The sequence below is a fragment of the Maribellus luteus genome (genome assembly GCF_003576475.1).
Classification (GTDB): domain Bacteria; phylum Bacteroidota; class Bacteroidia; order Bacteroidales; family Prolixibacteraceae; genus Draconibacterium; species Draconibacterium luteum.
Genome location: NZ_QWGR01000005.1, coordinates 19,459 through 34,652, shown reverse-complemented (window position 1 = coordinate 34,652; position 15,194 = coordinate 19,459). Strand labels below are relative to the sequence as shown.

Sequence of the window (15,194 nt, the reverse complement as noted above, 5' to 3'; positions counted from 1 at the left end):
AAAAGAGGAATACCAAACCGTTCAGCGTGAAACTTATTCTTTTTTTGAGTGCTCAATAGAGTCCAATCCTAATATTTACTTCATGTTTTTGGGGAGGTGAATCAGACCTGATTCTTATGGAATATTATCACACCGCAGCGAAATGTCATCCCAACTTCATTTCTCTGTTTTGTAGCACTTGTTTTTGGATTCTATGGATTTATAAGTAAATTACTTGCTCTTTGAGAGAGGCTTACCTTGGACGGAATCTGTAGGTGTTTGGGATCAGTTTATAGGGAGGATTTTCGAAGGTGTTAAAATTCCATAGGTAAAGTCCAATATTAACGAAGTAAATCTGAATGAACGGTTTTATCTTGGTCTGTATCAAAAGTAAAGCAATTAATAGCTAATAAATTATAACTAAACAAGTATCCTGAAATGAAACGATCGTGTAGGATTTTTCTTCACACAGGAGAGTCATTCTCCGTCAGTTGATGAACATGAGAGTTTCAGCCGTCGCTTGACGGACCTTAACCAATAAACAATTTAATAAGATGAAATCATCAAGAAGAGCTTTTCTGAAAAAGAGTGCAGTTACAGGAGCGGGCGCCATTGTAGCCCCCACTGTAATATCGTCAAACGTATTTGGAGCCAACGACCGGATCAATGCCGCCGTACTGGGGGTTAACGGACGGGGCGGAAGCCATATTTCGTCGTTCATGAACCAGTCGAATGTGCAGGTCACCACTTTGTGTGATCCTGATTTAAACGTTGCCGGAGAAAAAGCAAAGGCATTTAAAGAAAAATACGGCAAAGAGGTGAAGGTAGTTCAGGACCTTCGTCATGTAATGGACGACAAGGATATTGACGTGATCAGTATCGCCACGCCGAATCACTGGCACTCGCTGGCGGTAATCTGGGCGTGCCAGGCCGGGAAAGATGCTTATGTGGAGAAACCGGGATCGCACAACGTTTGGGAAGGCCGCAAGATGGTGGAAGCAGCCCGCAAATACAACCGGATTGTTCAGCACGGAGTGCAGTTAAGAAGTTCTCCGGCCATTCAGGAAGCTGTTCAGTTGCTTCGCGAAGGTTACATCGGACGGGTGTACATGGCGCGTGGCCTGGTATTCCGTTGGCGTGGTGACATTGGCGACAAAGGTTTTTCTTCGGTTCCGGCGGGTTTGGATTACGACCTGTGGACAGGACCCGCACCAATGCGTCCGTTCACCGAAAACCTGGTACATTACAACTGGCACTGGCACTGGGATTACGGCAACGGCGACGTAGGTAACCAGGGAATTCACGAAACCGATATGTGTATGTGGGGACTCGACGTGGGATTGCCATCAAAAATTACTTCGATGGGCGGAAAGTTTCTGTGGAACGATTGCAAGGAAACCCCGGAAGTCCTGACTTCAGTATATCATTATCCGGAGGAAGACAAAATCATTCAGTTTGAAGTACGACCGTGGTGTACCAATACGGAAGACGGAGTGACAGTAGGAAATATTTTCTACGGTGATAAAGGAATCCTGGTGATTGACGGTTACAACGAGTACAAAACATTTTTGGGAAAAGACCGGGAGCCCGGGCAGTCGGGTAGCGACGGACAAATACAGGCATCCGGAATGGCGCGCGGCGATAGCGGTACCGATGGTCATTTTGCGAATTTTATTGAGGCTGTCCGTCAACAAGACAGCTCCATACTAAACGGGCCGGTTGAATCGGCACACTTGTCATCGGCACTGGCGCATTTGGGCAACATTGCCTACCGCACAGGGCGTGTTCTTTCTTTTAACCCCGATGCCGAACGTTTTGTGAACGATCCGGAAGCTGATTTGATGCTAACCCGGAATTACCGGGCGCCATACGCAGTGCCTGAAAATGTATAAGAAATATCGTTGAATTCTCTAACCAAAGTAAATCAATAACAATGAAGATTCGAACGATAAATATATGTGCGAGCCTGTTTTTAGGCATTTCGGTAATTTGTGGTTGCCAGGAAAAAAAGCAAATGGTAGAGGTTAAAGTTGATCCGGCAGATAAAAAGGTGGAAGTTACCGTCGATGGTAAATTGTTCACTTCCTATATCTATCCGAATACGATTATGAAACCTACTTTGTGGCCGCTTATGTCTCCGGCAGGGAACATGCTTACCCGCAGTTTCCCGCTGGCAGAGAAAGAAGGCGACCGCGCTGATCATCCGCATCATGTAGGAGTGTGGTTAAATTACGGCGATGTTAACGGGCTTGATTTCTGGAATAACTCTGAGGCCATTCCGGAAGAAAAACGCAGTGGCTATGGCACCATTTTTCACGAGTCGGTTGATAAGGCTGAAAGCGGTGAAGGTAAAGGAGTACTGGAAACTTCTGCAGAATGGAAATCGCCGGATAACCAGGTACTGCTGGATGAATCAACCCATTTTGATTTTATCGCACTTTCACCCGATGTCAGGATTATTGACCGAACCACTACTTTAACGGCTGTGGCTGACGAAGTGAATTTTAACGATAACAAAGAGGGAATGTATGCAATACGGGTAGCGCGCGAACTGGAACTTCCTTCGGATAAACCAACCGACCTGGTTGATTCGCATGGCGTTGTAACGCGTGTTGAAAGCATGGACAACAGCAAGATTACGGGTAATTATCACAGTGCCGACGGGGTGGAAGGCGAAGATGTGTGGGCAACCCGAAGCCGCTGGATGAGACTTTCGGGAGTTATCAACGGTGAAAATGTGTCGCTGGTAATCATCGATAATCCTTCGAATGTGGGTTATCCTACCTATTGGCATGCGCGCGGTTACGGGCTGTTCTCGGCCAACCCGCTGGGACAAAAAGTATTTTCCGACGGGAAGCAGGAATTAAACTACTTCCTTAAGAAAGGTGAATCAACGGTGTTTAAGTATCGTTTGGTGGTGACTTCTAAAAATATGAGTGACGAAGAAATCAATCGTCTGGCAGATGAATTTGCCAAAGAATAATTGAATTTCAGCAATTAAGAGGAAATGAACCGGGTGCGTCAAAACAGTATGAAGGCTTTGTGGATAAAAATGATCGTTGTCGGGATGACGCTGGGAACAGCGTGGGCAGTTCGCGGCCAGTTCGGACATGAGCAGGGAGCTGCCTGGGCCGGAGCTATTGGCGCACTCGGTTTGGTTTTGGTTGCCAAGCGGGCCGATTGGTGGAAGCGAATCAGCCAGGTGGCACTGGCTGCCGCAGTTGGATGGGGCGCCGGTGGAATTATCAGTTACGGCAGGGTGGTAGGCTATGGCCGTAGCGACGATCTTTTCAATGCTTTTTACGGCCTGCTGATGCTCTTTGTAATAGGCGGTTTGTTTGGCTTGCTTGGCGGCGGACTTACCGGTCTTGCATTGGAATCATCGAAAGAGAAGAAAGTTAACTGGGCCGCGTTACTGGTCGAAATGGTGGTTGGAGGCCTGCTTTTCTATGGTTTTTTGATCATGCAGCTGGGAATCGCCATGACACCTCCGCGCTCAGAGGCCTGGGCTTTTATCCTGGGAGCTGGCCTGGCAATGGTCTGGCACATGGCCCGAAAAGGGTTTAGTTCATCACTTCGGGTGGCTGTTTATGCCATGCTGGGAGCGGGTTTTGGATTTGCATCGGGAAACTTCCTGCAAATTCTGGGAAACGTTCTGAACATTCCTTTTAACATGTGGAATGTGATGGAGTACAACATAGGCTTTTGGGGCGGGATAGGACTCGCTTACGGAGTGCTCTCTTCGGCCTGGCCCGATGTGTCGGATGAACAACCAAAGAAATGGGAAATAACGAGTGCTTTGTTGTTGATCCTGGTTTTTGTTCCGGCGGTTATTTTTAAGGAGTCGCTCACGGTATCAAAACTCGCAAAGAATTTCGATTCGTACTCGGTGAGTAAAAGTATTGCGGTACTAAGCAGCTTGCTTGCTTTGGCCGGTATGCTGTTGGTGGCCTTCATTAATTTCTTTAACTACAGGCGAAATAAATCTGTCGCCGGACAAAGGGAGGCATTCCTACTTTTTGTAAGTTATTTTGCTCTTTATATTTTCATAAGTTTTGTTGCTACCGGACTGTTTGCCGGTAAGATACATTCAAACCATGTTTTGTACCTGGTAAATATTGTGCTGATACTCTTTTTAATACGTTTCTACCGTAACCGGGCGGAAAGCGATCATTCAGAAATAGAAAGCATGAACATATTGCGGGTTTGGCCATATTGTCTGGTAGCGCTCATCCTGATTATTTTTTTACTTTCCTTCATCTCCGTCAGCATACACGGAGAACTAAGCGGTGCGCATAATCGCTTCACTATATAATTCTCGAATACGCGACGGCTACATATCATTTATTAAACAATTAATGGTTTATTGATTGTATTTTAACAATTATGCTCTTTTTTAGGGTGTTATCTAGAAGTTAATGGTTAAAATTTAATGCAGAATGAATAAAATTCACGAAGTAGTTGATGAAGTGTTTTTGGAAATTTGTTACATAATTTTTTATCAGTAAAAAATCGAACTAAAACCTTTGGTATGAAAAAAAGAATTTCAACAATGCTGTTTACTGCATTGTTTGCCATGATGTGTTTTACTGCATTTGCGCAGACCAATGTCAGTGGGACAGTATCCGGTGAAGATGGTGAACTTCTTCCCGGAGTTTCAATTTTAATTAAAGGCACCGGAACAGGTATTACTACCGATATAGATGGTAAGTATTTGCTAAACGGAGTACCTAAAGATGCAACGCTCGTGTTTTCGTTTGTAGGAATGAAAACACAGGAAATTCCGGTAAACGGAAGAACTGAGATTAATGTCGTTTTACAATTATCGGCGATAGGTGTTGACGAAGTGGTGGTAACTGCTCTTGGTATCACACGGGAGAAGAAATCGCTGGGATATTCTGTGGGCGAGGTCAGCGGAAGCGACCTGAATGAAACGCCCATGGGAAGTGTGTTGAATGCCGTTGCGGGGAAAGCTGCAGGTGTTCAGGTGTCCCAAATGTACGGGCTTGCGGGCTCATCAGTAAACATGGTGATCCGGGGAGCCAGTTCATTAAACACCAAAAATCAGCCTCTTTTTGTAATCGATGGTGTGCCGGTAGGCAACGGAATTGATAATAACTACAAGGATGCAGACATGGGTAATGCCATTTCTGACCTTAATACCGAGGACATTGAGTCCATGTCGATTCTGAAGGGCCCCAGTGCTGCGGCTTTATATGGTTCCCGGGCCGGAAACGGAGTAGTGCTTATTACCACAAAATCGGGGAAAGGCGTTAAAAAAGGAATAGGAGTTTCTTTTAATACATCGTATGTTCTCGACAATCCGTATCACTTTGTTCCTTTTCAGTCAATGTTTGCATCGGGCAAAGCCGGTTCCCATAATTTAGGGGAACAGGAAAATGAATCATGGGGTGCCATTCTTGACGGAACATTCCCGGATTCCTACCAATGGGACAAGTCGTTGCTGGATAATGACGGAACATCGTTGCAGCCGTTGGTAGCCTATCCCAACAGGCAGCAGGATTTTTACCGGAACGGATTCAGCCAGTCGAACAATGTTTCGTTTGAAGGCAAATACGACAAGGCAAATTTCCGTGTTTCTTTCGGTAATATGATCAACGAAGGCATTTTGCCCAATACCGATTATGCCCGGAAAACAATTGGTATTAACGGAGCTTACAATCTGACTGATAACCTGAAAGTAAGTGCAGCCGTTAATATTTCGGAAGCAGGGTCGGATAACCGGCAAAACATTGGTACGGGGAGACGGGACCCATCCCGGTCGGTTCTCGAAATGGGCGTCCAGGTGAATATACTTGATTTGAAGGATTACTGGTTGGAAGGGCAGGAAAACATCCAGCAGCGGAAAAGTAAACCCAAACAGAACAACCCGTATTTCAACGTTTACGAAAACCTTACAGGGTTTAAGCGTAATCAAACGATGGCAAAACTCCAGGTGGATTGGGAGATTTTTAAAGATTTCAATTTCATGGGCAGGTATCTTACCAATGTGATAAACCAGCGAAACGAAGCAAGGGTTGCCTGGAGTGATTATGATAACAGCAGGGGAGCATATTCCATCGAGAAGACTTTGATAAAGGAGGAGAACTGGGAAGCCATGTTTTCTTACAGCAAAAATATAATGGATGGATTGAGCCTTACTGCAAATCTAGGAGGAAATCTTCGTTATGATTACAACGATGCTATTTCGAACGAGGCATCTCAGCTCGTATTACCGGGCTTGTTTACCATTTCAAACGGCGTTCCCGGAACGGTTTCGTACAATAGTTACTGGGGCGAAAAGGCGGTGAACAGTGTATATGGCTCTGTTTCTTTGGGCTATCAGAACTTAGTTTACCTCGATCTGACGGCAAGAAACGACTGGTCGAGTACCCTGCCAAAAGATAACCGGTCGTATTTCTATCCGTCCGCTTCTTTGAGTTTGCTGATCAATGAAATGATAGAATTGCCTTCGTGGATCGATCTGATGAAACTAAGATCGGGCTACGCACAGGTTGGTAACGATGTGGGAGCTTACGCATTGGCTCAGTATTATGCCACTGCCAGCGATTGGGGCGACGCCAAACGGATGTACATGCCCGGAACTTTGAGAAACCCTGAGTTGAAGCCCGAAATTGCAACCTCCAAAGAGATTGGTTTGGATTTGGCTCTTTTTGATAGCAGGATCAACCTGGATGCAACTTATTATGTAGTGGATAATAAAAACCAGGTGCTCAGTATCTCAACACCTACCGAGTCGGGAGCAACTGCCAAACAGATTAATGCCGGGCTTGTTCGGGGCCGGGGATGGGATATCTCCTTAAATTCAAGTTTGGTGAGAAAACGGGATTTTGCCGTTGATCTGGGATTAACACTGACCCGGAACCGGACCAAAATCGTTGAATTAGCGGAAGGTATCTCGTTCTACCAGTTTGGTTCAGTAGGGCAGGTAAGGCTAAGAAGTTATGTGGGAGACGACATTGGGAATATATATGCCTACCCATATTTAACTGTCGAAGATAAAAGCTCAGAATATTACGGCTATCCAATTATTGCCGCAAATGGAAGGGCACAATTAGATAATCGGGAAGAGAGCATCGAAAAAGTAGGGAACTTCAATCATAAATTTTTGATGGGTATACAGCCGGTTATCAAATACAAGAATTTTAGTGTTTATGCCAATTTCGATTTTAGATACGGAGGTGAATTCTACTCCAGATCGATGGAATTTTTCAGAAACAACGGTTGGCTGGAGGAAACATTCTCGGGTGTTGGCTACGACGGGAACAAGGATATTGTTCAACAAATCAAAGATAATCCTGAAAAATACTTTAACCTTTGGGTTGGAGGACGTACCGGTGATTATGGCGGGTTCCCATGGGCCGATCCGGCCACACAGGCTTCAAGGTCATACATTGATAAAAATACAGGAGAAACAGTATATGTAGAAGATGCGAGTTTTATTCCCGGTGTGCGGGAAGACGGACAGGGAGGATACATTGAAAACTTAGGAGGCGAAGGAACGGTATGGATGACTCCTTTCGATGCCAATAAATATGCAACCAGGTATTATGGGGGAAACAATGTTTACAGTGCTACTTACTTAAAATTAAGGGAATTGTCCGTAACATACAGGTTGCCTCAGCAATTGGTAAGTAAGGCGAACCTGAGCAATGTGTCTCTGTCTTTAATGGCTCAGAATGTGTTTACGTGGACAAAAGCAAAAATACCCGTTGACCCGGAACTTGCTTTTGCTTCGAGCGGTAGTTCTTGGACACAAGGGGCTGAATATTACAACGTAACGCCTTGGACCCGCTCATTTGGTATTAAACTTAATGTTGAATTTTAATTACTTGTCATGAAAAAAATAAGTCTGATTTTAGCAATTATATTTTTAGGACAGTTTCTTCAATCTTGCTACGACGATTTTGATGAAATGAACGTGAGTCCTAATAATGCCGAAGAAGTTTCGCCCAATTATCTGCTATCGTATGTTATCTCAAAAACAAGTATGCAGTTTTACGGGCTGATGAACGAACATACCGATATTGCCGGTACGCTGCAGTACACACAACGGGGGACGGAATTCAATGCCGCGAATCAAAACTGTTATCAGTGGGGAAAAGGTTCCTGGAATGCCTATTACGACATTTTGAGAACCAGTCAGTTGATGTATGAGCTGGGAGAAAAGGAAAACAACCAGTTCTTTATGGCTGCCTCATTGATTATGAAGTCCTTCACTTTTGGTCTGATGGCTGACCTTTTTGGGGATTGTCCTTATTCGGAGGCATTGCAAGCCAGCACCAGCGTTCTGTTTCCAAAGTTCGATGCCCAAAAGGATGTTTACGAAGGAGTTTTGACCGACCTAAAAACAGCTTCCGGATTGCTGGAAGGATTGGATCCAAAATTAAGTGTTTTGCCATCGTCCGATCTTCTTTATGCTGGAGATAGAGACAAATGGATCAAGTTTGCCAATTCGCTTCGGCTGAGGTATTGTTTGAGGTTGCACAACAAAAAAGAGGAGCTCAGCATCAATACTGTTAACGAATTTAAGGACGCTGCCACCAAGGTGTTTGGAAGCAACGCAGACAATGCAACACTGGTACTTTTGGGGTTGTCCGACGAGAACTCGGCCGTTGGAGGACCTGTAAGATCATCCAATAAACCTTATGCATTTAAGCCTGGGAAACCATTGGTCGACTACTTGAAGGAAAGAAACGATCCGAGGCTTCAACGCTGGGTGAATCCGGTGGAAAGAAAATGGGATTTTAATGCCAGCGAAGAAACGACGGTGAATTACACCGATATTTTTGGAGATACTTATCAAATGACGATTTTCCCAACCGATGATACCAGCCTTGATACGTCGGTTTATGTGGGATTACCTATCGGATACGATAACCTGGAATTTTTGGGAAATTACAACCGGGGCGATGGCATTAGGGACTATCCGGATGAAAGAAGTGCTTATATTTCCTATTTAACACCCATTTATTTTGAGAATAGTAACGACTTTGTTAATCCTTCGCTGATCACATATGCCGAGGTGGAATTTATACTGGCCGAAGCTGCCTTGTTGGGGGATTATGGTGTGTCAAGTGTTGAAGACCATTACAAGAATGGCATCAGGGCTTCCATGGATCAGTACAAAATATTGTCAGAAGCTCAGGGATTTGATTTTGATGTATTTTATAGCCAGCCAACGGTTAGCTACAGCAGTTCTTCTATTACCAATAAGCACGAGCTTATTATGACACAAAAATGGATTGCGCTTTGGTTACAGGCCGAGTCGTGGTTTGACTGGAGAAGAACCGGGTACCCGGACTTCGAACCCGCAGCAAATCCTGCATTTGGTCCCGCATTGCCATTAAGGCTTGCTTATCCCGAACCATTTGCAGATCCTCAGTATGTGGAAAAATATGAGGAAGCGGTTTCAAAACTGGAAAAAACGGGTTTTGTTCCTTCCAATCAGTCAAATGATCATAGTTATTCAAAAACATGGTTATTGCAGGGTACAGGAAAGCCCTATTAGTTTAGTTTTTTCAAGGAGGTGTTTCTGATTCGTTCCGGTTTCGGGGCAAAGCAGGAACTACCTTCTTTTGCATTTTACATAACACATAGTTCATTTTATTATTTCAGCGGAGGTTTCACAGAACCTCTGCTGAAATAGTAATGTTATACTCCACAACTCTTGATACTTAATTGATCGTCAGGGGCGTCATTATGCCGTTTTCCACTGAAAAATCATTCAGAAAAATGTATCGGTAATTTTCCATTTTCCAATAGAAAATTAACACTGAAAAACCACAGCCTTTTAAGGAGTCGCGGGTATTGTATTTAATAATTAATATTTCATTAATCGTATTTTAACACTTATTCCTGAGTGATAGGTATTTGACGCTTGTTGAAGGTTAAAATATGATGTATAATGAATAAGATTCCCGAAGTAATTAAGCCGGTAATTTTTGAATCTTGAGGTAGGAGATAATGATATATTATCTGTATGAAAGAATTAAACTAAAACCTTTTGTATGAAAAAAAGAATTCAAAAAATGCTGCTAACTGCATTGTTTGCTGTGATGTGTTCTACCGCATTTTCGCAGGTCAATGTAAGTGGTACGGTGTCCAGCGAAGAGGGGGAACTGCTTCCTGGCGTTTCTATTTTAATTAAGGGTACCAATACGGGAGTAATTACCGACATCGACGGTAAGTACTCGTTAAATGGTGTGCCTGCCGATGCAACGCTTGTTTTTTCATTTGTGGGAATGAGAACGCAGGACGTTGCCGTTGACGGAAGAGCAGTGGTGAATGTTACCTTGCAAATGTCGGCCATAGGTGTTGATGAGGTGGTGGTAACTGCGCTGGGTATCTCCAGGGAGAAAAAGTCGCTGGGGTATTCAGTTGCAGAAGTAGATGGCGATAATTTGCAAAAAGTAGCACAGGAGAACGTATTGAATGCGCTTTCCGGAAAAGTTGCCGGTGTTACCATTAATTCTACAGGTGGCCCGGGGTCTTCAGTTAGTATGGTAATCCGTGGAGCATCTTCGTTAACCAGTGATAATCAGCCTTTGTTTGTTGTTGACGGAATCCCAATGAACAATACCTTGAACAATGTTTCGTCCATTGGTCGGGACAATAAACCGGATTACGGTAATGCTATTTCAGACATTAACCCGGATGATATTGAAAGTATGTCCATACTTAAGGGACCAAGTGCCGCAGCACTTTACGGATCGCGTGCCGGTAACGGTGTGGTTCTTATCACTACAAAGTCAGGAAAGAAAGGAAAAGGTTTGGGGGTAACGGTTACATCCAATACGGTTATTGATAATCCTTATAAGTATCTTGAAAAACACACTTTGTTTGCCAACGGTCAGCGTCCGTTTACGCAGGAAAACCGTCCGAACAATGGCTTGGATTACTATGCAGTTCCGGTAGGAGACTCCTATTGGGTGGGGCCTGAACTTGATAAAGGCATGATGGCATATCAGTGGCCCTATTTTAATGAAAACGGACAGTTGACTGCAACGCCTTTGGTTTCTCATCCTGACAACTACAAAGAGTTTTTTGAGACTGGTTTTACTACCACCAATACGGTTGCCATTAATAACTCCAACGAAAAAGTAGATTATCGTTTATCATACAGTAATATGCAGAACAAGGGAATTATCCCAAACAGTGATTTGCATAAAAACTCATTTGGTGTAAATACCACCGTCAGATTGCTGGATAATCTTTCGGTCAGTACAAGTTTTAATTTTGTATCGAATGGCGCCGATAATCGTCCTTCGACCGGAAACCGTGGAACCAACCCTTTACAAGCTCTATACGATATCAATTCAAGTATTGATATTAATGACCTGAAAAACTATTGGGAGCCAGGGAAAGAAGGAATTCAGCAAAATGCTCCATATAACCTGGAAGTTAACAATGATGGGACTTACGGAAAAGGAGATGCCATCAATAACCCATATTTTATCGCTAATGAAGTAAATAACAGCTTCCGTCGCGACAGGGTATTCGGAAATGCTCGAATTGATTATGAAATAAATAAGGATTGGTCGCTAATGGTTCGTTACACCCACGATCAGTTCCAGGAAAAACGTGAAACCAAAATTGCGCCTAGCTACACAGGTGATGCAAAAGGTGTTTATGGTCTTGAAAATTTATACAGAAGAGAACAAAATGCCGACTTCTTGCTGGCCTATAAAAAGACGATCGAGAATTGGAGTTTCAATGCTTCAGCAGGAGGGAACTACATGTATCAGTTTGCCGAGAATAACCTTTCGGCTACCAAAGACAGAGGTTCGGGCTTAATTGTACCCGGTGTTTATAACCTTGGTAACATAGCTCCTGACAACCTAAGATATTCTTCAGGGATGAGCGAGAAGGCTATTTACAGTATTTATGGTTTGGCTTCAATTGGCTACAAAGATGCAGTTTACCTGGATCTTACCGCACGTAACGATTGGTCGAGCACCTTACCCGAGGAAAACCGCTCCTATTTTTACCCTTCGGCATCCTTAAGTATTTTGCTGAACAATGCAATCGACTTAGGCGACAAAGTATCCCTGGCTAAAATTCGCGGAGGTTGGGCCCAGGTGGGTAACGATACCGATCCTTACCGGTTAATGGCTACCATGGGAAGGTCAGGTTTATGGGGGAACCAGATTGAATTGACTACATCTGGAACATTGTTATTGCCTGACCTGAAACCAGAAATTCAAACTTCGTGGGAGATCGGTACTGATCTGGCCTTTTTTGACAGCCGTATTCGTTTTGAAGGAACTTATTACGAGGCAGAGAACGAAAATCAGATTCTAAATATCGGACTTCCGCCATCTTCCGGTTATACCGGAAAACAGATCAACGCCGGTTTAATCTCCAGCAAAGGTATCGAACTTTCTCTTGGAGGAAGACCGGTTCAAACCAACGATCTGGATTGGGATGTTAACCTTGTATTTTCAAAGAACCGCACAAAGGTGGAGGAATTGGCAGATGGTTTTGATTACATTGTTCTTTGGACAGATGCAAAAGGTGGTGCAGTTACCCGTGTCGGAGATGAAATCGGTCAGATTGTTGACGATATTCTGGTGCGGGTAGATGACCCTACGTCTCCTTATTATGGATGGCCGATTGTTGACAATGAGGGCTGGGATGATGCTGACAATTGGGAAAATTATATGGAACCGGGGGACAATACAGCTGTGATCGGAAACTTCAACCCCGACTTTTTGCTTGGAATGCAAACCTCGTTGCGTTATAAAAACTGGACCCTAAGTGCCAGTTTGGACTGGAGAGTTGGCGGGCAGTTCATATCTCAAACCTTCCGTTACGGAGAATCGGATTTGCACTCTCAACGATGGATCGACCGTACGCTAAAACTAAACAACATGACAGGGGCTGAAATGGCTCAATACCTGAAAGATCATGCGGATCAGTATTTGTCACCCAACGGAGAATTCTTTGTGGTAGTTGGTGGACCAACTGCTGAGTACGGGGGACTGGAGCATACTGAAGACGGAATAACGCTTCATGACGGTGTTTTTATGCCAGGGGTTGAAGGTTATTACGACGATAACGGAAAATTCATTATGGTAGCAGAACACCTTGGGGGAGAAGGTACTCCAACCATTCGTTTCCAGGATTTTTATGGGTGGAGCTACAGTCGAAATGCCATGTTTGACGCCGACTTTATTAAACTACGAGAGATCTCTGTTTCGTACCAATTGCCTCCTCTAACAAAAATTGGTATTCGAAATGCCTCTGTTTCGCTTTACAGCCGGAATATTTTACTGTGGACAAAAGCAGGTATTGGCATTGATCCAGAAACTGCATTTCAGGCTGAATCGGGTACGCAAGGCAGCGGAATTCAGTTTAAACAGGGGATTGAACGGTACAATGTACGGCCATGGACAATTCCTGTAGGTGTCAAATTAAATGTAAGTTTCTAAAACCGTAAATTGTAGATCATGAAATTAATACAAGCAACATATAAGTTTTTTCTTGTTCTGGCAGTTGTGTCTTTTGCATCATGCGGCGACCATCTGACAGACCTGAATGTGAATCCCAACGGGGTGGATCCTGCGATTGTAAATCCAAACCTGATTGTACCTACTATTATCACTTCAACGGCTCAGTATTATCTGAACGAAGGTTACAGAGGTGGATCTGCCGGGGTTATGCAGTACATTCAGCAAAGTGGTTGGAGTGGCGAAACCAATAAGTTTGATTGGGACGGCGCACGTGATTGGACAACACAATATGGGAATTTGCGAAATGCCAAACATTTGTACGCGCGTTCGATGGAAGAAGGTCTGGAGTTTCAACAAGGAGTCGCGATTGTTATAAGAGCTTTTAATTTTGGCTATATCACAGACTCATGGGGAGATGCTCCGTTTAACAACGCATTGAATGCAGATAATGGTGAGCTGGAAGATTTATTCCCGGCTTTCGATTCGCAGGAAACCATTTATAAGGGAATTATTGCTGAACTTAAAGAGGCCAACACATTGTTGTCGAAGTCTTTGGGTGACTATAGTGGGATTAATCCTGATGCTGATGTATTGTATGGGGGGGATCCAGCCAAATGGCGGAAATTTGCCAATTCACTGGCACTTCGTTATTACATGAGGGTTTCGGCAAAACTGCCCGATTATGCAAAAGCTGGTATTGAAGAGATTGTTTCCAATGCAGGTGAATACCCTATTTTTACTTCTGTTGACGATGACGCAACCATGGGATTTATTGGTTCTTCCAACGACGATTCGTGGCCTGCAAATACTACTTACGACGCTTCTGAAAGTGCTTTTGACCGGATTCAGCTTTGTGCCGGTTTCAGGGATGTTTTAGTGGATCTGCATGACCCGAGGTTAGCAGTTTGGTTTAATCCGGTGGTAGTGCCTATCAAAATTTCGTCGGATGTGGCGGAAGACGAAGTAATCGACGGAGTTCGCTATTTGAATCCCGATTATATGACGGCAAGTAATTATATGGTTTATAATAAATCAACATGGGTTGCTGATGTGGCAGCCGGAAAAACACTGGTGGACACGATGGAATTTGCCGGCTTACCGATTGCTTCGACTACCGGCGACGGCTCGGGTTGGAACCTGAATCCAAATAAAATTCAGGGAGGCCCGAATGTACACAACTCTGCACTGGCTGATATGTATAAAGAAGAAGAAGGAGATATGCTAAAAGCAAGGTTGATTTCGTATGCCGAAGTCTGCTTTATCCTGGCTGAAGCAGCGCAAAAAGGATGGTCGGTTGGCTCGCAGCAATCATGGTACGAAAAAGGTATTAAAGCTTCTTTTGATACCTGGGAAATAAGTGATGAATACGATGCCTATGCCAATGTCTCCGGCGTTGCATTCGACGGTTCACTCGAACAGATCATTACTCAAAAATGGATCGCAAACTGGACTGTGGCGCACGAATCATGGTGCGACTGGCGCAGAACCGGTTATCCGGAGCTTACATACGGCGATAAAGGACTTAGAGATGCGATGCCGATCCGTTTTCAGTATGGAAGTGCCGAAATTGCAAGGAATAAAGACAATTACGATACGGCAGTCGACGGTTTACAGGAAACTGCATTTACTGCAACCGATGGTAAAGACAGTTCCTGGTCGAAAATTTGGCTATTGCAAGGAACGAATAAACCGTATTAGGAACAGTGTTTTCACATAGATTTAGATTTGGTTAGACGGTAG

At 44.0% G+C, this 15,194-nt stretch carries 7 protein-coding genes; all 7 read left to right on the top strand.

The window, feature by feature from the left end:
• The first annotated feature begins 533 nt into the window (after positions 1-533).
• The 7 genes from D1614_RS10430 (at position 534) to D1614_RS10400 (ending at position 15,152) form a co-directional block, all read left to right on the top strand.
• Positions 534-1,871, top strand: a complete 1,338-nt coding sequence (locus D1614_RS10430; RefSeq protein WP_119437876.1) for a Gfo/Idh/MocA family protein — start codon at positions 534-536, stop codon at positions 1,869-1,871.
• A gap of 41 nt (positions 1,872-1,912) precedes the next feature.
• A complete protein-coding gene (locus tag D1614_RS10425) occupies positions 1,913-2,962 on the top strand; it encodes a DUF6807 domain-containing protein (RefSeq protein ID WP_119437875.1) in 1,050 nt (349 codons plus the stop codon).
• A 24-nt stretch (positions 2,963-2,986) separates the two neighbouring features.
• Positions 2,987-4,294 (top strand): hypothetical protein, encoded by a 1,308-nt coding sequence (locus tag D1614_RS10420; RefSeq protein ID WP_119437874.1) that lies wholly within the window; start codon positions 2,987-2,989, stop codon positions 4,292-4,294.
• Positions 4,295-4,510: 216 nt separating this feature from the next.
• Complete coding sequence (locus D1614_RS10415; RefSeq protein ID WP_119437873.1) at positions 4,511-7,828, top strand: SusC/RagA family TonB-linked outer membrane protein; 3,318 nt, start codon at positions 4,511-4,513, stop codon at positions 7,826-7,828.
• Positions 7,829-7,837: 9 nt separating this feature from the next.
• The gene (locus D1614_RS10410; protein ID WP_119437872.1) at positions 7,838-9,511 is read left to right on the top strand and encodes a SusD/RagB family nutrient-binding outer membrane lipoprotein; all 1,674 of its coding nucleotides are present in this window, start codon (positions 7,838-7,840) and stop codon (positions 9,509-9,511) included.
• Between the two features lie 499 nt (positions 9,512-10,010).
• Positions 10,011-13,433, top strand: a complete 3,423-nt coding sequence (locus D1614_RS10405) for a SusC/RagA family TonB-linked outer membrane protein (RefSeq protein ID WP_206609980.1) — start codon at positions 10,011-10,013, stop codon at positions 13,431-13,433.
• Between the two features lie 18 nt (positions 13,434-13,451).
• Complete coding sequence (locus D1614_RS10400; protein ID WP_119437871.1) at positions 13,452-15,152, top strand: SusD/RagB family nutrient-binding outer membrane lipoprotein; 1,701 nt, start codon at positions 13,452-13,454, stop codon at positions 15,150-15,152.
• Positions 15,153-15,194 lie beyond the last annotated feature (42 nt).

Coding starts and splice junctions, on each gene's coding strand:
- D1614_RS10430 (WP_119437876.1), top strand. CDS start 534: ATGAAATCATCAAGAAGAGCTTTTCTGAAAAAGAGTGCAGTTACAGGA.
- D1614_RS10425 (WP_119437875.1), top strand. CDS start 1,913: ATGAAGATTCGAACGATAAATATATGTGCGAGCCTGTTTTTAGGCATT.
- D1614_RS10420 (WP_119437874.1), top strand. CDS start 2,987: ATGAACCGGGTGCGTCAAAACAGTATGAAGGCTTTGTGGATAAAAATG.
- D1614_RS10415 (WP_119437873.1), top strand. CDS start 4,511: ATGAAAAAAAGAATTTCAACAATGCTGTTTACTGCATTGTTTGCCATG.
- D1614_RS10410 (WP_119437872.1), top strand. CDS start 7,838: ATGAAAAAAATAAGTCTGATTTTAGCAATTATATTTTTAGGACAGTTT.
- D1614_RS10405 (WP_206609980.1), top strand. CDS start 10,011: ATGAAAAAAAGAATTCAAAAAATGCTGCTAACTGCATTGTTTGCTGTG.
- D1614_RS10400 (WP_119437871.1), top strand. CDS start 13,452: ATGAAATTAATACAAGCAACATATAAGTTTTTTCTTGTTCTGGCAGTT.